Origin of the sequence: Aquabacterium humicola (assembly GCF_030167915.1) — a bacterium.
In the GTDB taxonomy this organism is placed as follows: domain Bacteria; phylum Pseudomonadota; class Gammaproteobacteria; order Burkholderiales; family Burkholderiaceae_C; genus Pseudaquabacterium; species Pseudaquabacterium humicola.
The window spans coordinates 1,637,905-1,656,777 of the sequence record NZ_JARGNB010000001.1 but is presented as its reverse complement, the minus strand read 5'-3'; the positions used below and the strand labels follow the sequence as shown (position 1 = coordinate 1,656,777).

Sequence of the window (18,873 nt, the reverse complement as noted above, 5' to 3'; positions counted from 1 at the left end):
GTGGAGTTACCGCGCGGTTTCGGCGTGCACGGCGCGCAACTCCGCGGCGTCGGCCACCGCCAGCGCGGTCATGTTGACCACGCGGCGCATCGTGGCCGACGGTGTCAGGATGTGCGCCGGCGCCGCCGCGCCGAGCAGGATCGGGCCGATCGTCACGCCGTGGCCGCCGACCACCTTCAGCACGTTGAACAGGATGTTCGCGGCGTCGAGGTTCGGCAGCACCAGCAGGTTGGCCGCGCCGGTCAGCGTGCTGTCGGCGAGGAACTTGCCGCGGATCGCCTCCGACAGCGCGGCGTCGCCCTGCAGCTCGCCATCGCATTCGATGTGCGGCGCCTTCTGCACGAAGAGGTCGCGTGCCGCGCGCATGCGCAAGGCCGACGCGCGCTTGGACGAGCCGAACACCGAGTGCGACAGGAAGGCCACCTTGGCCGGCATGCCGAAGCGCTGCACCTCGGCGGCGGCCATCAGGGCGATCTGGGCGAGTTCCTCGGCCGACGGCTCCTCGTTGACGAAGGTGTCGGTGATGAACAGCGTGTGCTGGTCCATCAGCAGCGCGTTCATCGCTGCCAGCGTGCGCTGGCCGGGGCTGTTGCCGATCACCGCGCGCACATGCTCCAGGTGCGCGTCGTAGCGGCCGACCAGGCCGCACAACATCGCGTCGGCTTCGCCGCGCTTGAGCATCAGCGACGAGATCAGCGTGTTCGAGCGCCGCACGGTCGCTTTCGCAGCGTCGATCGAGATGCCCTCGCGGCCCATCAGCTTGTGGTACAGCTCCCAGTAGCTGCGATAACGCGGATCGTCCTCGGGGTCGCAGAGCTCGAAGTCGACGCCGGGCTTCAGCCGCAGCCCCGCGCGTTCGATGCGCATCGCGATCACCGCCGGCCGGCCGACGAGGATCGGGAAGGCCAGGCCTTCGTCGCGCACCACCTGCACCGCGCGCAGCACGCGTTCGTCTTCGCCTTCGGCATAGACCACGCGCATCGGCTGCTTCTCGCTGGCCGCGCGCGCCGCGGCGAACACCGGCCGCATCACCATGCCGGTCTGGTAGACGAAGCGGGTCAGCTGCTGCCGGTAGGCGTCGAGGTCGGCAATCGGGCGCGTCGCGACACCGCTCTCCTCGGCAGCCTTCGCCACCGCCGGCGCGATGCGCAGGATCAGGCGGGCATCGAAGGGCTTCGGGATGATGTAGTCGGGGCCGAACTTCAGCTCCTGGCCCGCATAGGCCGCGGCCACCTCATCGCTGGTCTCGGCCTTGGCCAGCGCGGCGATCTCGCGCACGCAGGCGAGCTTCATCGCCTCGTTGATGCGCGTCGCGCCGCAGTCCAGCGCGCCGCGGAAGATGTACGGGAAGCACAGGACGTTGTTGACCTGGTTCGCGTAGTCCGAGCGGCCGGTGGCGATGATGCAGTCGGGCCGCGCTTCCTTGGCGAGCTCGGGCCGGATCTCGGGTTCGGGGTTGGCCAGCGCCAGGATGATCGGCTGCCGGGCCATGGTCTTGACCATCTCGCCGCTGAGCACGCCCGCGGTAGAGCAGCCGAGGAAGACGTCGGCGCCCTTGACGGCATCGGCCAGCGTGCGGTCGTCGGTCTTCTGGCAATAGCGCAGCTTCGATTCGTCGAGCTTGCCGTCGACGAAGTCGGCGCGGCCTTCGCGGATCACGCCCTTCGAGTCGACCGCCCAGACGTTCTCGCGCTTGACGCCGAGGCCCACCATCAGGTCCAGGCAGGCGATCGCCGCGGCGCCCGCGCCGGAGGCGACGACCTTGACCTCGCCGATCTGCTTGCCGACGAGCTCCAGCCCGTTGATCAGCGCCGCGGCCGAGATGATCGCGGTGCCGTGCTGATCGTCATGGAAGACGGGGATGTTCAGCCGCTCGCGCAGCTTGCGCTCGACGAGGAAACACTCGGGCGCCTTGATGTCCTCGAGGTTGATGCCGCCGAGCGTCGGCTCCAGCGCGGCGACGATCTCCACCAGCTTGTCCGGGTCCTTCTCGGCGAGCTCGATGTCGAAGACGTCGATGCCGGCGAACTTCTTGAACAGGCAGCCCTTGCCTTCCATCACCGGCTTGCCGGCGAGCGGACCGATGTCGCCCAGGCCGAGCACCGCGGTGCCGTTGGTGACCACCCCGACGAGGTTTGCGCGCGACGTGAAGTCCGCCGCCAGCGACGGGTCTTCCTCGATCGCCAGGCAGGCATAGGCGACGCCGGGGGAATACGCGAGCGACAGGTCACGCTGGTTCGACAGCGGCTTGGTCGGCGTCACCGCGATCTTGCCCCGCGTCGGCGCCCGGTGGTACTCCAATGCGGCTTCGCGCAGGGCCAGTTCGGCGTCGGAAAGGGGGGGCTTGTTCATGGCGCGGTCTCCATCGCGTTCATCGGGGTCCCGAGGTTACGCCCGAAGAACAGCGCCGGCCATGTGGCGAACCGAAATCAGATCCACCCGCGGGCGATGCAATCGCCCGCGCGTGCCAGCGCGATCGCTTCAGCCCTGCGCGCGCTTCGCGAGGATCTCGAACGCCGGCAGCGTCTTGCCCTCGAGCACTTCGAGGAACGCCCCGCCGCCGGTCGAGATGTAGCCGACGTCCTTGTCGATGCCGTACTTGGCGATTGCGGCCAGCGTATCGCCGCCGCCGGCAATGCTGAAGGCGTCGCTCGCCGCGATCGCGCGCGCGATGGTCTCGGTGCCCTGCGCGAAGGCATCGAACTCGAAGACGCCGACCGGGCCGTTCCACACGATGGTGCCGGCGGCCTTGAGCTTGTCGGCCAGCAGGGCCGCGGTCTTCGGACCGATGTCGAGGATCAGGTCGTCGTCGGCGACGTCCGCCGCGGCCTTGATCGTCGCCGGCGCGTCGGCGGCGAAAGTCTTCGCGGTGACGACGTCGACCGGGATCGGCACCTCGGCGCCACGCGCCTTCATCGTCGCGATGACCGTCTTCGCGTCGTTCACCAGGTCGGCTTCGGCCAGGCTCTTGCCGATCGGCCGCCCTTCGGCGAGCAGGAAGGTGTTGGCGATGCCGCCGCCGACGATCAGGCCATCGACCTTGGACGCCAGGCTCTGCAGGATCGTCAGCTTGGTGCTGACCTTCGACCCGGCGACGATGGCCACCAGCGGCCGCTTCGGATTGGCCAGCGCCTTGGTGATCGCATCGATCTCGGCGGCCAGCAGCGGGCCGGCGCAGGCCACCGGTGCGAACTGCGCGATGCCGTAGGTGCTGGCCTCGGCGCGGTGCGCGGTGCCGAAGGCGTCGTGCACGAAGATGTCGCACAGCGCCGCCATCTTCTTCGCCAGCGCCTCGTTGTTCTTCTTCTCGCCCTTGTTGAGGCGGCAGTTCTCGAGCAGCACCACCTCACCGGGCTGGACGTCGACGCCGTCGACCCAGTCGGCGCGCAGCGGCACGTCGCGGCCGAGCAGCTCGCCCAGGCGTTTCGCGACGGGAGCCAGCGAGTCCTCGGGCTTGAACTCGCCCTCGGTCGGGCGGCCGAGGTGCGAGGTGACCATCACCGCCGCGCCGGCGTCCAGCGCCATCCGGATGCACGGCACCGAGGCGCGGATGCGCGTGTCCTCGGTGATGTGGCCGGCGTCGTCCTGCGGCACGTTGAGGTCGGCGCGGATGAATACGCGCTTGCCGGCCACCTGGCCGCGGGCAATGAGTTCGTCGAGGCGAAGGATCTTCATGGTGGTGAGCTGGAAAACGACGGCCGCAAGGAGGCCGAAGTTTCGCAGATCACCAGCCCAGGCCGAGCTTGAGTGCCAGCATCACCGCCGTGCCCGACAGGATGGTGCCCAGCATGTCGCGGCGCCAGGCGAACCACGCGGTGGCCGCCGCCGCGCCGAACAGGCGCGGATCCTTCCAGGTGGTGATCAGCGCGCCCTGGCTCATCACCAGCTCGGGCGTGACGATGGCCACCAGCGCGCCGATCGGCGCATAGCGCAGGCCTTCGCGCAGCCAGTCGGGCATCGGCAGCTCGCGGCTGGGCAGCACGAAGAAGCCGCGCGTGAGCAGCGTGATGCCGGCGAGGCCGATGATCGTGACGATGGCTTCCCAGGTCTGCATGCGGACCCCTCGTCAGGCCATCAACCGCTGCCGCAGCGGCCGGCTGTGGTCGATCACCATGCCCATCGCCACCGCGGCGGCGATGGCCACCAGCATGTTCAGCTTCAGCGGCAGCGCGTAGGTCGCCACCGCGGCGCTGCCGGCCAGCACGGCGGGCAGCCAGGTGGCGCGGTCGGCCAGCAGCGAGTAGGTCATGCCCAGCAGCGCCATCGTGCCGGCGAAGCCCAGGCCCCACTCGGTCGGGACGTGGTTGCCGAGCAGGATGCCGGTGATCGACGCGACATGCCACGCACCGGCGTTGACCGTCACGCCACCCCAGAAATACGGCAGCTGTTCCGGCGCCGGCTTGCCCTCGGGGAAGCGGCGCATGAACAGCACGTAGTTGAGGTCGGCGGTGAAGTACGACAGCCGGGCGCGCTGCGCGAGTGGCAGATGCGCGAAGTACGGGCGCCACTGCGCGCTGAAGACGACGAAGCGCAGGTTCAGGCAAAGGGCGGTGGCCCACACGACCCAGATCGGCGCGCCGGCGGCGATCAGCGGCACCGAGGCCAGCTGCGCGGTGCCGGCGAAGACGGTCAGCGACATCATCAGCGCGAGCCACAGGCCCATGCCGCTCTTGACCATCGCCACCCCGGTCACCAGGCCCCAGGCGGCGATGCCCAGCGCGATGCCCACCATCTCTCGGGCGCCGCGGCGGTATTCGGGATGCCGCCACAACGCGGACAGTTCTGACATTCAGGGATTGTCCTATGGCACCGATGCACCTCGCTCGTGCAGGGATGCCCGCGGCGCTTGCGGCGGCGCAAGTTCAGGGCGGCGCCTGGACGCCGCCCGCTTCGTCAGCGCTTGCGCACGCTGCCGTTGCCGGCGACGGTGCTCTTGACCTGCGCATCGCCGCGGTACAGCACGTCGCCCGAGCCGGCGATCGAGACGACCAGCGACTTGTCGGCATGGACCTTCGCGTCGCCCGAGCCGGCGATGCTGATCGACACGTCGTCGGCCTTCATTGACTCGGTCTGCACGTCGCCGCTGCCGGAGACCTTGACCTGCAGCTTGCCCACCTGGCCGCCGCCGACCTTGAAGTCGCCGGAGCCGGCGATCTTGACGGTGAGCTCGTCCGCGGCCAGCGACTCCAGCGCCACGTCGCCCGAGCCGGAAATGGACAGCGTGAGCTGGGGCGTCTTCACCGCGCCGATCGCGACGTCGCTGGAGCCGGCGCTCGACACCGATTGCAGCTTCACCGCGCTGACTTCGACGCTCGGCGACTGGTGCAGGCGCAGATGGCTGCCGCGCTTCCAGCGCACCATCAGCGTCCTGCCTTCGACGACCGTCTCCAGGTACGGCAGCAGGTTCGCGTGCGCCTTGACTTCGGCCGACTGCTGCGCGCCCTGGCGCACGCGCAGGTCGATGCCGCCGGAGACGGCGATGCCGTCGAATTCGGCGCTGATCGCGCGCTGTTCCGAGACCACCGAGCCGCTGGCGCTGATCGTCTCGGCGTGGGCGAGCGTCGGCACCGCGGTCACGACCACGCCGGTCAGCGCGGTGGCCAGCGCCAGGGCGAAGCCGCGGTCGAGCCAGTGGAAAAGTCGGTCAGCGCGGTCCATGGGGTTCTCCGGTGTTCGTGTCTGGACGCGATGATGCCGCGCCGCGGAAACCGGGCAATGCACGGGCGACGAGGTGTCGCGGGGAGGGACTGAACTGCAGGTACCGGCGACGGGCCGGACGGGGCGTGGCGTCAGCCCGGCGGTGCGCGGCGACGGCGCTGCTGCGCGTCGCCCTTCTCGCCAGCCTTGTCGGACGCCTTCTCGGCGGTGGACTTGTCGTCCGCCTTCTCGGCGCCGGCCTTGGCAGCCGGCTTCTCTTCGTCGGGGTCGGCCTTTTCCGCGCCGGCGACCTGCGTCTCCGGCTGGATCTGCGGTGGCACCGCCTGCAGCTTGTTCTCGACCATGTACTCGTTCATCTCGCGCCAGCCGGCGTAGATGGCCGCGCGGTCGGCGCGGCGGTTGAGCACGTAACAATCCTCGATCGCCCTGCCGGCATGGCGGCAGGCACCGCCGATGGCCTTGCCGTCGGCTTCCCGCCGGGCGGCGACGGCGCTCGCCGACTCGATGCCCAGCTGGTCGCAGCCGGCGGCGAGCAGGCTGGCGAGCAACAGGACGGGCGTGAACAAGGCGGGGCGCATGGCGGACTTATCGGCCGGGCACCCCGCCGGCTTGAGCCTGTCCGGCCGGTCAGCTGCGCGCGACGGCCATCTGCAGGAGACGTTCTACACGCTCTTCGGTCGACGGATGGGTGGAGAACAGCCCGCGCAGGCCGCCGGCGGACAGCGGGTTCATGATCATCATCTGCGCCGTCTCGGGGTGGCGCTCGGCGGTTTCCAGCGGGATGCCCTGCGCGTAGCGCTGGATCTTCTGCAGGGCCGAGGCCAGCGACTGCGGGTCGCCGGCGATCTCCGCGCCTTCGCGGTCGGCTTCGAACTCGCGCGCGCGGCTGATCGCCATCTGGATCAGGCCGGCGGCGATCGGCGCCAGGATGGCGACCAGCAGGCCGACCAGCGGGTTGGCCGGGCGGCCTTCGCCGTCGCGGCCGCCAAAGACCATCGCGAAGTTGGCCAGCATGCCGATCGCACCGGCCATCGTCGCGCTGATGGTCGAGATCAGGATGTCGCGGTGCTTCACGTGCGCCAGCTCGTGGGCCATCACGCCGCGCAGCTCGCGCGGGCTCAGCGCGCGCAGGATGCCGGTGGTCGCGGCGACCGCGGCATTCGACGGGTTGCGGCCGGTGGCGAAGGCGTTCGGCGCCTCCTCGTCGATGATGTAGACGCGCGGCATCGGCAGGTTCGCTCTCTGGGCAAGCTCACGCACCATGCCGACGAACTGCGGCGCCGTCTGGTCGTCGACTTCGCGCGCGTTGTACATGCGCAGCACGATCTTGTCGCTGAACCAGTAGCTGAAGAAGTTCATGCCCAGCGCGACCACGAGCGCCAGCATCATGCCGGCCCGCCCGCCCATCCACTGCCCCATCAGCATGAACAGCGCGGTGATGGCAGCCATCAGGATGGCCGTCTTCATCATGTTGAACATCGTGGAGGTCCTCATTCGAGGCCACTGTGGCCTGCCCGGTAGATCGGGCCGGTGCCGCGGAAGTTCAAGCCGCCGGCGTGGCCAGCCGGCGTCCGGCGAGTCCGGGGTTCGACTGCAGCCAGGCCGCTACATCGACGCGGCGGCCGCCGGGCTGCTGCAGTTGCCGCAGCGACAGTGCGCCCGCGCCGCAGGCGATCACGAGGCGGCCGTCGGCGGCCTGCAGCACCTCGCCCGGCTGGCCGCTGGCAGACGAGTCGACCTCGGCCCGCCACACCTTGTGCGTCACGCCGTCGAGCTCGAAGCTGCAGCCGGGGAACGGGTCGAAGGCGCGCACGCGCCGCTCGAGCTCCGCCGCGGGCCGGCGCCAGTCGATCGCCGCTTCGGCCTTCTCGATCTTGTGTGCATAGGTCACGCCGTCGGCGGGCTGCGGCCGGCGCACGAGCGCGGCTGCGGCCAGCGCATCGACGATCAGCCGCGCGCCCAGCGCGGCCAGCTCGTCGTGCAGGCTGGCGCTGGTGGCATCCGGTGCGATCGGGAGGGCGGCTTCGAGCAGCATGTCGCCGGTGTCGAGGCCGGCGTCCATCTGCATGATCGTGATGCCGGTCTCGCGGTCGCCGGCCTCGATCGCGCGCTGGATCGGCGCCGCGCCGCGCCAGCGCGGCAGCAGCGAGCCGTGGATGTTCAGGCAGCCGCGGGGCGGCAGGTCCAGCACCCACTGCGGCAGGATCAGGCCGTAGGCCGCGACCACCAGCAGTTCCGGCGCCGCCTGCTGCAGCGCCTGCCGGGCGGCGCCGGCGTCGTCCGGGTACTTGCCGTCGAGCCGCAGGCTGCGCGGCTGCAGCACTGGCAGGGCATGGTCCAGCGCCAGCATCTTCACCGGCGAGGCCTGCAGCTTCATGCCGCGGCCGGCCGGGCGGTCCGGCTGCGTCAGCACGACGGCGATGTCATGGCCGGCGTCGATCAGCGCCTGCAGCGCCGTCGACGCGAAGACCGGCGTGCCGGCGAAACCGATGCGCATCGGGCCGGACGCGCTCAAGCGCGGACCCGTCCCTGCTCCTCGCGCGTCTTCTTCAGCATCTTGGTCTTGATGCGCTCGCGCTTGAGCGGGCTCAGGTACTCGACGAAGACCTTGCCCAGCAGGTGATCCATCTCGTGCTGCACGCAGACGGCGGTGAGGCCCTCGGCCTCGAACTCGTAGGGCTGGCCATCGCGGCCCAGCGCGCGCACCGTGACGCGGGCATGCCGCTCGACGCGGTCGTAGATCGTCGGCACCGACAGGCAGCCTTCTTCGGCCACGTGCATCTCGGCCGAGCGGGCAATGATCTCGGGGTTGATCAGCACGCGCGGCTGGTCGCGGCCTTCGGAGGTGTCCATCACGATCAGGCGTTCATGCACGTCGACCTGCGTCGCTGCCAGGCCCACGCCGTCGGCCTCGTACATGGTCTCGAGCATGTCGTCGGCCAGCCGCCGGATGCGTTCGTCGACCACCGCGACCGGCGTGGCGACGGTGTGCAGGCGCGGGTCGGGAAAGCGAAGAATGGGTAGCAGGGCCATGGGCATCAGGGTTGCCGATAACTCGTTGGTCACATGCGGCAACAGGTGTGGATCGATTACAACAAATGCAGGTTCGCCGGCGTGTTAGGGGCTTGTGGCGGCATCCGTAATTCGTTGCGGCATCAAGGGTTTATCGGCAAAATCTGCGACGAAGCATGAACATTTGCCAGCCGTTCCGAATGGCCACCTGCTGTAATCGGTCAGGGGCCTTGGCTGAGCGTCATGCCGGCGACGCGGCCGGGGGCCCGTCGGTGGCTCGAGGGGCATGATTGTGGCATCACGCAGGCTGGAGACTGATCAGATGGGTTCTCGGCGCTTCCGCCTGGCCGCCGTGTGCCGGCCGATGCTCGCAGCCGCGGTGCTGCTCGGTGGGGCCCAGGCCGCCCAGGCCGTCGACCTGACGGTCACGCCAGGCCAGCGCGCCACGGCGCAGCAGGTCGCGCAGGCCGGCGTGCCGCTGTCGGAGCTGTCGCCCACCGCGCCCGACTCGCACACCGTGCAGCGTGGCGACACGCTCTGGGACATCTCGAAGCTGTTCCTGAAGAGCCCGTGGCGCTGGCCCGAGCTCTGGGGCATGAACCTCGAGCAGATCCGCAACCCGCACCTGATCTATCCGGGTCAGGTGCTGGTGCTGGTGAAGATCGACGGGCGCGCCACCTTGCGCGTCGCCCAGCCGGTGGACGGTGGCAGCGCGCCGACGAACACCGTCAAGCTCTCGCCCCGGGTGCGCAGCGAGCTGCTCGACAACGGCGCGATCGCATCGATTCCGCTGCACCTGATCGTGCCGTTCCTGAACGAGGCGATCGTGATGGACAGCGACGAGCTCGGCGGCGCGCCGCGCATCGTCGCGGCGCAGGAAGGGCGCGTGATGTTGTCGCGCGGCGAGACGGCCTATGTGCGCGGCGACCTGAAAGGCGCGCGCGACTTCCGCCTGTTCCGCGAGAGCCGGCCGCTGAAGGATCCGGCCACCGACGAGCTGCTCGGCTTCGAAGCCCCCTTCGTCGGCACGGCCGAGTTCACGCGCGCCGCCGAGCTGCGGGCGGTCGAGGGCGGCAAGGCGGCCGTCGAGGTGCCGGCGAGCTTCCGCATCACCAGCGTGCGCCAGGAAGCCGGCATCGGCGACCGGCTGTCGCCGGTGCCGCAGCGCGACTTCAGCGCCTACGCGCCGCACGCGCCGGCGTCGCCCATCAGCGGCCAGATCGTGTCGCTCTACGGCGACGCGCTGACGGCCGGGCAGAACCAGATCGTCGCGCTCAACCGCGGCGCGCGCGACGGCGTCGAGCGCGGCCACGTGCTGGCGCTGTGGCGCAACGGCCCGCTGACGGCCGATCGCACCGACGGCGGCAAGACCGCGATCAAGCTGCCGGACGAACGCATCGGCCTGCTGTTCGTGTTCCGCGTCTTCAACCGGGTGTCCTACGCGCTGATCGTCTCGTCGATCGATCCGGTCGGTCGCGGCGACCGCTTCACGCAGCCCTGATCCCTTCGGCTTGAGCCGGCTGGCGGACGACGAGCTCGACGCCTGGCTGTGGCTGGTGCACCGCACCGGCTTCGGCCGGTCGGCGATGCGTCGCCTGCTGACATCGTTCGGCTCGCCACAGGCCATTACCGTGGCCTCGACGGACGCGCTGGCCGAGGTGATCGGCCCGGCCCGCGCCGAGTCGCTCGCGCAGGCGCCGGACCGGCATGTGGAACGCCTTGCCGCCACCCGGGCGTGGCTGGCCGAAGCGCCCGGCCGGCGCGGCGTGATGACCTTGGCCGATGCCGACTACCCGCCGCAGCTGCTGCAGTCCGCCGACCCGCCGCTGCTGCTGTACCTGGACGGCCGTCGCGAACTGCTGGGCGCCGCGAGCGTCGCCATCGTCGGAAGCCGCAAGCCGACGCCCCAGGGGCTGGAAAACGCCCGGCGCCTGGCCCGCGAGCTCGGCGAGCGTGGCTGGGTGGTGGTGTCGGGGCTGGCCGCCGGCATCGATGGCGCCGCGCATACCGGCGCGCTGCTGGCCGAGGCCGGCACCGTCGCCGTCGTCGGCACGGGCCTGGATCAGGTCTACCCGGCGTCGCACCGGGCGCTGGCCGGCCGCATCGCGGAACGCGGGCTGCTGTGCAGCGAATTCCCGGTCGGCACGCCGCCGCTGCGCGAGCACTTTCCGCAGCGCAATCGCATCATCGCCGGGCTTGCGCGCGGCACGCTGGTGGTCGAGGCCGCGCTGAAATCCGGGTCGCTGATCACCGCGAGGCTGGCGGCCGAGGCCGGCCGCGAGGTGTTCGCGGTCCCGGGCTCGATCCAGTCGCCCCAGGCGCGCGGCTGTCATGCGCTGCTGCGCGACGGCGCCAAGCTGGTCGAGACGGTCGACGACGTGCTCGACGAATTCGGTCCGGGCGCCTCGCCGACCACGCGCGCCGCAGCGGCAGGGCCGGACGCCGACGCTGACTGCGTCGAAGCGCTCGAGGACCCGGTGCTGCGCGCGCTCGGGCACGAACCGACCACGCTCGATGCCCTGATCGCCCGCTGCGGCTGGCCGTCGCCCGAGCTGGGCGCGCGGCTGCTCGAGCTCGAGCTGGACGGCCGCGTGGCGCGCCTGCCGGGTGGGCTTTTCCAGCGCTGCGGCAAGGTCTGAACACGGCATTTCACCTGCCAGCAAGACATCAAACAGCCGGTTGCGGACCGTGCTGCTTTCGGCGCCGTGCCCGGAGGCCGTGGGGTATAGTGGTTTCATGTTTGAGGTGCTGGTCTATCTGTACGAGAACTACTGGCGGCCCGACGCCTGCCCGGACCATGACCAGCTCACGCGCAAGCTCTCGGCGGTGGGTTTCGAGACCGACGAGATCCAGGAAGCCCTGAGCTGGCTCGACGGCCTGGCCGAGACAGCCCAGACCCACGCGGCCGATCAACAGCCGGAAAGCCTGCGCATCTATTCGCCGACCGAGGTCGAGCGCCTGGGCGAAGAATCGATCGGCTTCATCAGCTTCCTCGAATCGGCCGGCGTGCTGCCGCCGACGATGCGCGAGATGGTGATCGATCGCGCGAGCGCGGTGGGCCAGAGCCCGCTGGCGCTGGAGGACCTGAAGGTCATCGTGCTGATGGTCTTCTGGAGCCTGGGCGAAGAGCCCGATGCGCTGATCCTCGACGAGCTCTTCGTCGCCCCCGAAGAGCGCTTGATTCACTGAGGGGTTCCGAGGCGGACACCGCGGAGGCGGGTCTGCCGGTCGCGCGGTCGTCCGTCCGCTGGGACGCGCGGGCGCTCGAGCGGCGCGCTCTAGTGCGTCAGCCGGGCGGGATCCGCGTCGATCTTGGCCAGCGCGCTGCGCGTGGCCTTGACCGTCAGCGATTCGTCCTGGGCCGGCAGCAGCAGCCCGGCCTGCAGGAAGGCGGCCAGGCGCTGCTGCTGGAACAGCACGCAACGCCCGCTGGCCGCGACGAACAGCGACAGCTGCCGCCGCATGCCGTGCCACACCAACTGCACCGGCTCGTTGTGACCCCGGTAGTCCAGCATGTACCAGCTGCCCACCAGCAGCTCGCGCGCCCACGACACCATCGCCGGCGTCGGCATCGAGCCGCCTTCGGCGACGACTTCCAGGTCCGCCGTCTCGTGGCCTGACAAGTCGAGCACCATCGACTCGTCGATCTCGACGTCGGCGGCATCGGGCAGCAGTTCCTCGAGCGTCTCGAGGCGGTCCATGAGTTCGCCGAGGCGGTCGCTCGGGATCACCGCGGCCTTCGCGGTGAAGGCTGCGGCCAGGGAGTTGTTCAAGGCCTGGATGTGCTCGTCCTGGCGCTCGCTGCTCATGTTCGCGGCCTGCATGCCGTCGCGCAGGCGCTTCAGCAGCAGCGGCAGACGGCGGATGACCTCGGCACGCTCTTCGCGCGTGACCTTGGCGCTGGCCGACCAGATCAGGTCCGCGGCCGCGCGCTTCATCGCCTTGGTTTCCTCGGCCTGGCCGCCGTAGCGCACCGCGGACGTGGCGAGCACGTCGGCCCAGACCTGGAACAGGAACTGGCGGATGCCTTCCTGCACCGGAATCTCGTTGAGCATGCGCCGCAGCTCGATCGTGTACTGGATCGCCAGCGTCTCGCGCTGTTCGACCTGCTGCGCCAGCGACACGCCCTTGCGCGTCGCCTCGTTCTCGTTGCGGAAGTAGTGCTCGAGGAACTTCTCGAACTCGACCAGCACGGTCTGGAAGACGCGGCGGCCGGTGTCCGGGTAGGCCTCGACGACCTGCACGACACGCTTGATCTCCTTCTCCAGCGTGTCGCCGACCGCCTGCGCCGAGCTGTCGAAGCCCATCACGCAGGCGCCCATGCGGTCGATCAGCCGGCGCGCCGGGTGGTCGATGGTGGCGAAGAAGTCGGGCTCGGTGACGGCCACGCGCAGCACCGGCATCTGCAGGCGCGCGAACCACACGCGAACGCTGGCCGGAATGCGGTCTTCCGTGAGGATGCTCTGGAACATCATCGCGACGATCTCGATCGTCGCGCGTTCGGCCGGCGTGCTGGCGGCATGCTTGAGCAGCTGCTTGCGCTGCTGCAGGTCGTCCAGCAGCATCGGCGTGGTCATCACCGGCGCGGCCGCCTGGTCGGGCGTCTTGTCGAGGCGGTGCTTCAGGCTGTCCTGCGCCAACTCGATCGCGCGCGACAGCCGCGGCGTCACGGCGACCGGGCCGCGCGTGGTGTCGGCGAAGCCGGGCAGGTGGCGCCCGACCAGCTTGTTGAGCCGGCCCAGCACCGCTTCGGCATGGTCGCTTCCGCGCGCCAGCGGACCGGCGCGCGTCATCATGCGGGTTTCGTCGCCGACGCCGCCGCGGCGTGAGTCCGGCCCGGTGCGCCCGGCGAGACCGCCCACCGCCGACCCGGGATCGGACAGCCGCGCCGCGACGCCGGCCGGCCGGCCGGTCGATGGCACGACAGCGGGACGCGACGCCCCGAGCCCCTGCGCGGTGCTGCTGCCGATGCCGGTGTCCCGCGTGCGGCGGATGAAGGGCCGCAGGTCCACGTCGGGCAGCACATGCTGCTCGACGAGCCAGCGGTTGGTCTCGTGGTAGGCCTCTTCGGTCAGCAGCGCGAACTCATCGTGCAGCCACAGCTGCGCTTCGCGCCAGTCTTCCGGGGTCAGGCCGGCGCTGCGCCAGGAATCGAGTGCGACGCGCGCCAGCACGTGCGCACGCAGCATGTCGTGCGTGTCGAGCTCGTTGCGCTGTTCCAGCATCGCGACACGCGAGCGCAGGTCGGTGAACTCCCACGACGCCTTGTCCATGATGGCCAGCGCCAGGCGGGAGGTCAGGATCTCGCGCTCGATCGTGTCGTCGTCGACCAGCGACAGGCCCTTGGTCGTCGCCGCGCTGCCCGGCCGCGGCAGGTCGGCCGGCTGCGACGCCGATGCGCCGTACTGCAGCACGTGCCGCAAGCCTTCGTTGAGGCCGCCGAGCCAGGCGCGCGCCGACTTCTGCAGGCCCTGCACCAGGTCGCGCCGGCGCTGGGCGGTCTGGTAGTCGGCGGGCTTGTCGAGCGAGTGGCGGGCGCTGTCGAGCAGATGCTGGACCAGCCCCGGCATGCCCTTGACCAGCTCCTCGGTGTACAGCCGACGGGCCTGGGCGGCGAGTTGGCTGGCGTTGGCGCTGGTCGCCATGGGCTGGGAAATCGGCAATCGATCGCGTGAACGAATGCCTACTCTATACCACGGCCCCGGCGTTGGGGTCGTTCGGATCGTGGTCCTTGGTCGTGATTTTGACGAGGTCCTCGCGCTTGACCCCCAGCCACATCGCGATGGCGGCCGCGACGAACACCGACGAATAGATGCCGAACAGGATGCCGATGGTCAGCGCGACGGCGAAGTAGTGCAGCGTCGGGCCGCCGAACAGCAGCATCGACAGCACCATCAGCTGCGTGCTGCCGTGCGTGATGATCGTGCGGCTCATCGTGCTGGTGATCGCGTGGTCGATGACCGCCGGCGTATCGAGCTTGCGCCAGCGCCGGAAGGCCTCGCGGATCCGGTCGAAGATGACCACCGATTCGTTGACCGAGTAGCCCAGCACGGCCAGCACCGCGGCCAGCACCGCCAGCGAGAACTCCCACTGGAAGAAGGCGAAGAAGCCCAGGATGATGATGACGTCGTGCAGGTTGGCGACGATCGCCGCGACGGCGAACTTCCACTCGAACCGGAACGCCAGATAGACCATGATGCCGATGACGACGAAGGCCAGCGCCTTCGCGCCGTCGGCGGCCAGCTCCGAGCCGACCGCCGGACCGACGAATTCGGTGCGCGACAGCTTCACCGGCTCCTTGCCGTCGGCTGTCGTGCACGAGGGCCGCGTCACCTGCTCGCCCTGCGGCGTCGTGTAGGTCTTGTCGGCGACGGTGCCCTTCTCGGCGGTGCACAGCGCGGTGAAGGCGCGCGACGCGATCTCGGCCTGCTTGACGTCGGCACGCACCGGGACACGCACCATCACGTCGCGCGAGGTGCCGAAGGTCTGCACCTGCACCTCGCCGAGGTTCAGCTGCTCGATCGCATGCCGCGTCTTTTCGAGGTCAGCCGACTGCGCGTACTGCACCTCCAGCACCGTGCCGCCGGTGAACTCGATCGACAGGTGAAGCCCGCGCGTGGCCAGGAAGAAGACCGCCGCCGCGAAGGTCACGAAGGAAATGATGTTGAAGATCAGCGCATGCCGCATGAACGGGATGTCGCGCTGGATGCGGAAGAATTCCATCGAGGATCCTTGTCAGGGGCGCCCGGGGCTCAGGCCTTGGCCATCGGCTCGCCGCCGCCGGTGCCGCCATTGGTGCCGCCGCTGCCGTCGGAAGCCTTCGGCTTCCACACCTGGCCGATCGACACCGACTTGAGCTTCTTCTGGCGGCCGTACCACAGGTTCACGAGGCCGCGCGAGAACATCACCGCCGAGAACATCGACGTCAGGATGCCGAGGCAGTGCACCACGGCGAAGCCGCGCACGAAGCCGGAGCCGAAGGCCAGCAGCGCGATGCCGGCGATCAGCGTCGTGATGTTCGAGTCGAGGATGGTGGCGAACGCCCGTTCGTAGCCGGCGGAGATCGCCGCCTGCGGACTCGCCCCGCCGCGCAGTTCCTCGCGCACGCGTTCGTTGATCAGCACGTTGGCGTCGATCGCCATGCCCAGCGTCAGCGCGATGGCCGCGATGCCGGGCAAGGTGAGCGTCGCCTGCAGCATCGACAGCAGCGACACCAGCAGCAGCAGGTTGAAGCCCAGCGCCAGCGTCGAGAAGACGCCGAACAGCAGGTAGTACGCGCACATGAACGCGGCGATCGCCGCGAAGCCCCATGCGACGCTGCGGAAGCCCTTGGCGATGTTGTCGGCGCCGAGCGTCGGGCCGATCGTGCGCTCCTCGATGATCTCCATCGGCGCGGCCAGCGAACCGGCGCGCAGCAGCAGCGCGGTGTCGGTGGCCTCGGTGGTGCTCATGCGGCCGGAGATCTGCACGCGGCCGCCGCCGATCTCGCCGCGGATCACCGGGGCGGTGACGACTTCGCCCTTGCCCTTCTCGAACAGCAGGATCGCCATGCGCTTGCCGACGTTCTCGCGAGTGACGTCGCGGAAGATGCGCGCGCCCTTGGCGTCGAGCGTCAGGTGCACCGCCGGTTCGCTCTGGTTCTGGCCGTCGAAGCCGGCCTGCGCGTCGGTCAGGTTCTCGCCGGTCAGCACGACCTGGCGGAAGACGATGATCGGCGTGCCGTCGCGCTCGAGGTAGCGCTCGCTGCCGAAGGGTACCGGCGCGGCGCCGCGCAGCGCCTCGAGCGCCTCGGTCGAGGTGTTGACCATGCGCACCTCGAGCGTCGCGGTGCGGCCGATGATGTCCTTGGCGCGCGCGGTGTCCTGCACGCCGGGCAGCTGCACGACGACGCGGTCGGCGCCCTGCTGCTGGATCACCGGCTCGCTGGTGCCGAGCTCGTTGACGCGGTTGTGCAGCGTCGTGATGTTCTGCTTCAGCGCCGCGTCCTGCACCTTGCGCGCGGCTTCGGGCTTCAGCGTGCCGGTCAGCTTGAACTCGCTGCCCTCGGCGGCCTCGACCCAGTTCAGGTCCGACAGCTGGTCGGCGAGCAGGTTCTTCGCCTGCAGCATCAGCGGCTGCTCACGGAAGCGCACGACGATGTCGTTGCCCTCGCGGCTGATGCCGGCATGGCGCACGTTCTTGTCGCGCAGCAGCGTGCGCACGTCGCCGGCGAAGGACTCGGCCTTCTTGGTCAGCGCGCCCTTCATGTCGACTTGCATCAGGAAGTGCACGCCGCCGCGCAGGTCGAGGCCGAGGTACATCGGCAGCGCGCGCAGCTTGGTCAACCAGGTCGGCGAGCGGCTCAGCAGGTTCAGCGCGACGATGTAGCTGGCGTCGTCGTTGTTCGGGTTGAGCGCCTTGCTCAGGGCCTCCTTGGCCTTCAGCTGCACGTCGGTGTCGGCGAAGCGGGCCTTGATCGTATTGCCCTCGAACTGCACGAAGTCCGGCTTGATGCCGGCCTGCGCGAGGGCCGCTTCGATGCGGCCGACGAGCGCCGGATCGACCTTGATCGTCGCCTTCGCGCTCGACACCTGGACGGCAGGCGCTTCGCCGTAGAAATTGGGCAGGGTGTAGAGCAGCCCGATCAGCAGCGCGATGCCGAGGATCAGGTATTTCCACCAGGGGTAGCGGTTCATGGAGGCTTCCTCGGCCGCGGGCGGCGCGTCGGCCGGCGAGGGGCCGCGCCGCCGGTTCAGGACTTACTTGCCGTACGTGCCCTTGGGCAGCACCTGGATCACCGCGCTGCGCTGCACCTGCAGCTCGACGCCGTTGGCCACCTCGACGTGCACGAAGCTGTCGCCGAGCTTGGCGATGCGGCCGATCAGGCCGCCGGAGGTGACGACTTCGTCGCCCTTGGCCAGCGCCTCGATCATCGACTTGTGCTCCTTCTGCCGCTTCATCTGCGGACGGATCATGATGAAGTAGAGCACCACGAACATCAGCACCAGCGGCAGCAGGCTCATCAGGCCGCCGGTGTCGCCGCCGGCGGCCGGCGCGGTCTGGGCAAAGGCTTCGGAAATGAACACGATCGTCTTCCTTCGTTGACGTGGGTGCCGCGCGCCGGAAGGCGGCGCGCGCTGGGCAAACAGCGGATTCTAGGGGGCCGGCCGCGCGCGGCCGGATGAGGGCGGGCCGAACCGGACCGGCGTCAGAACAGCGCCATGCTCAGCTTGCGGCGGTACTGGTCGATCAGCGGGTCGCTAGTCGCCGCCGGCGCCTTGCCGGTGACCTCGAGCGTGCTCTTGGCGGCTTCGGCGGCCGGTTTCGGCGCCGGCTTGCTCATCAACTCGAGGATCGCGACGTAGGTCTTGCGCGCCAGCTCGTCGTTCCAGGCCTTGTCGCGCATCACGATTTCGAGCAGCGCGTCCATCGCGTCGGTGAAGCGGCCGGCCGCGAAGTGCCCCTGCGCCAGCTCGAAGCGGGCGTCGAAATCGCGCCGGTTGGCCTCGATCGCCGCGGCCAGCGCCTGGGGCGAGCGGGCGCCGGCGGACTTCTCGCAGGCGTCGAGCCAGTGGCCCAGCGCCGCGATGCGGGTGTCCAGCATCGCCTTGCCGGCCACCGGCTCCCAGGCCTGGCGGGCCTGCGCGATGCGGCCGGCCTCGATCAGGCGCTTGACGTACTCGGTGCGCGCGGCGTCGTTGGCCGGGTCGATGGCCACCGCCTGCTGCAGGCGGGCGAGCGCGGCGTCGGTGTCGCCTTCGGCTTCGAGCTGCTCGGCCGCCTCGGCTTCGGCTTCGGCCTCCATCGCTTCGGCGCTCGGCACGTGGCGGTCGAGGAACTCGCGGATCTGCGCCTCGGGCAGCGCCCCGACGAAGCCGTCGATCGGCTGACCCTTGTCGAACAGCACGCAGAACGGGATCGAGCGCACGCCGAAGGCCTGGCTCAGCTGGCCGGCGATCTCGGGCTGGTCGTCGCTGTTGAGCTTGGCGAGCTTGAAGCGGCCGCCATAGGCTTTTTCCACCTTCTCCAGCAGGGGCCCGAGCGTGCGGCACGGGCCGCACCAGGGCGCCCAGATGTCCAGCAGCACCGGCTGCTGCATCGAGGCCTGGATCAGCTCGGCCTCGAAGTTCTGCAAAGTGATGTCGTTCATGGTGTCGGTGTCGAGAGGTCAGCGCATTCGGCGGCCGACGGCAGGTGGGGGCAGCCGCCTACAATCCAAGGTTT

General features: G+C 69.9%; 17 protein-coding genes. 3 read left to right on the top strand and 14 right to left on the bottom strand.

Annotated elements, in window-relative coordinates; genetic code table 11:
* Positions 1-6: 6 nt before the first annotated feature.
* The 9 genes from P1K89_RS07380 to def all read right to left on the bottom strand — a co-directional run bounded on the left by P1K89_RS07380 (position 7) and on the right by def (position 8,691).
* Complete coding sequence (locus P1K89_RS07380) at positions 7-2,352, bottom strand: NADP-dependent malic enzyme (RefSeq protein ID WP_284615734.1); 2,346 nt, start codon at positions 2,350-2,352, stop codon at positions 7-9.
* Between the two features lie 129 nt (positions 2,353-2,481).
* A complete protein-coding gene (locus P1K89_RS07375) occupies positions 2,482-3,675 on the bottom strand; it encodes a phosphoglycerate kinase (protein WP_284615733.1) in 1,194 nt (397 codons plus the stop codon).
* Between the two features lie 49 nt (positions 3,676-3,724).
* A complete protein-coding gene (locus P1K89_RS07370) occupies positions 3,725-4,054 on the bottom strand; it encodes a branched-chain amino acid transport AzlD family protein (protein ID WP_284615732.1) in 330 nt (109 codons plus the stop codon).
* Between the two features lie 12 nt (positions 4,055-4,066).
* Positions 4,067-4,789, bottom strand: a complete 723-nt coding sequence (locus tag P1K89_RS07365; protein ID WP_284615731.1) for an AzlC family ABC transporter permease — start codon at positions 4,787-4,789, stop codon at positions 4,067-4,069.
* A 104-nt stretch (positions 4,790-4,893) separates the two neighbouring features.
* Positions 4,894-5,658: a head GIN domain-containing protein gene (locus P1K89_RS07360; protein ID WP_284615730.1), complete on the bottom strand. Its 765-nt coding sequence runs from the start codon at positions 5,656-5,658 to the stop codon at positions 4,894-4,896.
* A gap of 131 nt (positions 5,659-5,789) precedes the next feature.
* Positions 5,790-6,236 (bottom strand): hypothetical protein, encoded by a 447-nt coding sequence (locus tag P1K89_RS07355; protein ID WP_284615729.1) that lies wholly within the window; start codon positions 6,234-6,236, stop codon positions 5,790-5,792.
* A 49-nt stretch (positions 6,237-6,285) separates the two neighbouring features.
* A complete protein-coding gene (htpX, locus tag P1K89_RS07350; protein ID WP_284615728.1) occupies positions 6,286-7,137 on the bottom strand; it encodes a zinc metalloprotease HtpX in 852 nt (283 codons plus the stop codon).
* Between the two features lie 64 nt (positions 7,138-7,201).
* Complete coding sequence (fmt, locus tag P1K89_RS07345; RefSeq protein ID WP_284616331.1) at positions 7,202-8,155, bottom strand: methionyl-tRNA formyltransferase; 954 nt, start codon at positions 8,153-8,155, stop codon at positions 7,202-7,204.
* A gap of 14 nt (positions 8,156-8,169) precedes the next feature.
* A complete protein-coding gene (gene def / locus P1K89_RS07340) occupies positions 8,170-8,691 on the bottom strand; it encodes a peptide deformylase (RefSeq protein WP_284615727.1) in 522 nt (173 codons plus the stop codon).
* Between the two features lie 343 nt (positions 8,692-9,034).
* Between def and P1K89_RS07335 the strand changes: the two genes are divergently transcribed.
* The 3 genes from P1K89_RS07335 (at position 9,035) to P1K89_RS07325 (ending at position 11,859) form a co-directional block, all read left to right on the top strand.
* Positions 9,035-10,171 carry a LysM peptidoglycan-binding domain-containing protein gene (locus P1K89_RS07335; protein WP_439897970.1) on the top strand — a complete coding sequence of 379 codons (1,137 nt, stop codon included), beginning with the start codon at positions 9,035-9,037 and terminating at the stop codon, positions 10,169-10,171.
* 19 nt (positions 10,172-10,190) lie between these two features.
* Positions 10,191-11,309 (top strand): DNA-processing protein DprA, encoded by a 1,119-nt coding sequence (gene dprA, locus P1K89_RS07330; protein ID WP_439897969.1) that lies wholly within the window; start codon positions 10,191-10,193, stop codon positions 11,307-11,309.
* A gap of 97 nt (positions 11,310-11,406) precedes the next feature.
* Positions 11,407-11,859 carry a Smg family protein gene (locus P1K89_RS07325; RefSeq protein WP_284615725.1) on the top strand — a complete coding sequence of 151 codons (453 nt, stop codon included), beginning with the start codon at positions 11,407-11,409 and terminating at the stop codon, positions 11,857-11,859.
* Positions 11,860-11,948: 89 nt separating this feature from the next.
* Here the strand turns inward: P1K89_RS07325 and P1K89_RS07320 are convergent, their stop codons facing one another.
* From P1K89_RS07320 to P1K89_RS07300, 5 genes are all read right to left on the bottom strand, one after another.
* A complete protein-coding gene (locus tag P1K89_RS07320; RefSeq protein WP_284615724.1) occupies positions 11,949-14,315 on the bottom strand; it encodes a DUF1631 family protein in 2,367 nt (788 codons plus the stop codon).
* Between the two features lie 43 nt (positions 14,316-14,358).
* Positions 14,359-15,393, bottom strand: a complete 1,035-nt coding sequence (secF, locus tag P1K89_RS07315) for a protein translocase subunit SecF (protein WP_284615723.1) — start codon at positions 15,391-15,393, stop codon at positions 14,359-14,361.
* A 29-nt stretch (positions 15,394-15,422) separates the two neighbouring features.
* Positions 15,423-17,345, bottom strand: coding sequence for a protein translocase subunit SecD (gene secD / locus P1K89_RS07310; protein ID WP_284615721.1), 1,923 nt, complete (start codon positions 17,343-17,345; stop codon positions 15,423-15,425).
* Positions 17,346-17,408: 63 nt separating this feature from the next.
* Positions 17,409-17,735 carry a preprotein translocase subunit YajC gene (yajC, locus tag P1K89_RS07305; protein ID WP_284615720.1) on the bottom strand — a complete coding sequence of 109 codons (327 nt, stop codon included), beginning with the start codon at positions 17,733-17,735 and terminating at the stop codon, positions 17,409-17,411.
* A gap of 122 nt (positions 17,736-17,857) precedes the next feature.
* Positions 17,858-18,799 carry a tetratricopeptide repeat protein gene (locus tag P1K89_RS07300; protein ID WP_284615719.1) on the bottom strand — a complete coding sequence of 314 codons (942 nt, stop codon included), beginning with the start codon at positions 18,797-18,799 and terminating at the stop codon, positions 17,858-17,860.
* Positions 18,800-18,873: the final 74 nt, after the last annotated feature.

Bases quoted from the DNA above. Each gene is read 5' to 3' on its own strand.
- P1K89_RS07380 (WP_284615734.1), bottom strand. From the start codon at position 2,352: ATGAACAAGCCCCCCCTTTCCGACGCCGAACTGGCCCTGCGCGAAGCC.
- P1K89_RS07375 (WP_284615733.1), bottom strand. From the start codon at position 3,675: ATGAAGATCCTTCGCCTCGACGAACTCATTGCCCGCGGCCAGGTGGCC.
- P1K89_RS07370 (WP_284615732.1), bottom strand. From the start codon at position 4,054: ATGCAGACCTGGGAAGCCATCGTCACGATCATCGGCCTCGCCGGCATC.
- P1K89_RS07365 (WP_284615731.1), bottom strand. From the start codon at position 4,789: ATGTCAGAACTGTCCGCGTTGTGGCGGCATCCCGAATACCGCCGCGGC.
- P1K89_RS07360 (WP_284615730.1), bottom strand. From the start codon at position 5,658: ATGGACCGCGCTGACCGACTTTTCCACTGGCTCGACCGCGGCTTCGCC.
- P1K89_RS07355 (WP_284615729.1), bottom strand. From the start codon at position 6,236: ATGCGCCCCGCCTTGTTCACGCCCGTCCTGTTGCTCGCCAGCCTGCTC.
- htpX (WP_284615728.1), bottom strand. From the start codon at position 7,137: ATGTTCAACATGATGAAGACGGCCATCCTGATGGCTGCCATCACCGCG.
- fmt (WP_284616331.1), bottom strand. From the start codon at position 8,155: ATGCGCATCGGTTTCGCCGGCACGCCGGTCTTCGCGTCGACGGCGCTG.
- def (WP_284615727.1), bottom strand. From the start codon at position 8,691: ATGGCCCTGCTACCCATTCTTCGCTTTCCCGACCCGCGCCTGCACACC.
- P1K89_RS07335 (WP_439897970.1), top strand. From the start codon at position 9,035: ATGCTCGCAGCCGCGGTGCTGCTCGGTGGGGCCCAGGCCGCCCAGGCC.
- P1K89_RS07325 (WP_284615725.1), top strand. From the start codon at position 11,407: ATGTTTGAGGTGCTGGTCTATCTGTACGAGAACTACTGGCGGCCCGAC.
- P1K89_RS07320 (WP_284615724.1), bottom strand. From the start codon at position 14,315: ATGGCGACCAGCGCCAACGCCAGCCAACTCGCCGCCCAGGCCCGTCGG.
- secF (WP_284615723.1), bottom strand. From the start codon at position 15,393: ATGGAATTCTTCCGCATCCAGCGCGACATCCCGTTCATGCGGCATGCG.
- secD (WP_284615721.1), bottom strand. From the start codon at position 17,345: ATGAACCGCTACCCCTGGTGGAAATACCTGATCCTCGGCATCGCGCTG.
- P1K89_RS07300 (WP_284615719.1), bottom strand. From the start codon at position 18,799: ATGAACGACATCACTTTGCAGAACTTCGAGGCCGAGCTGATCCAGGCC.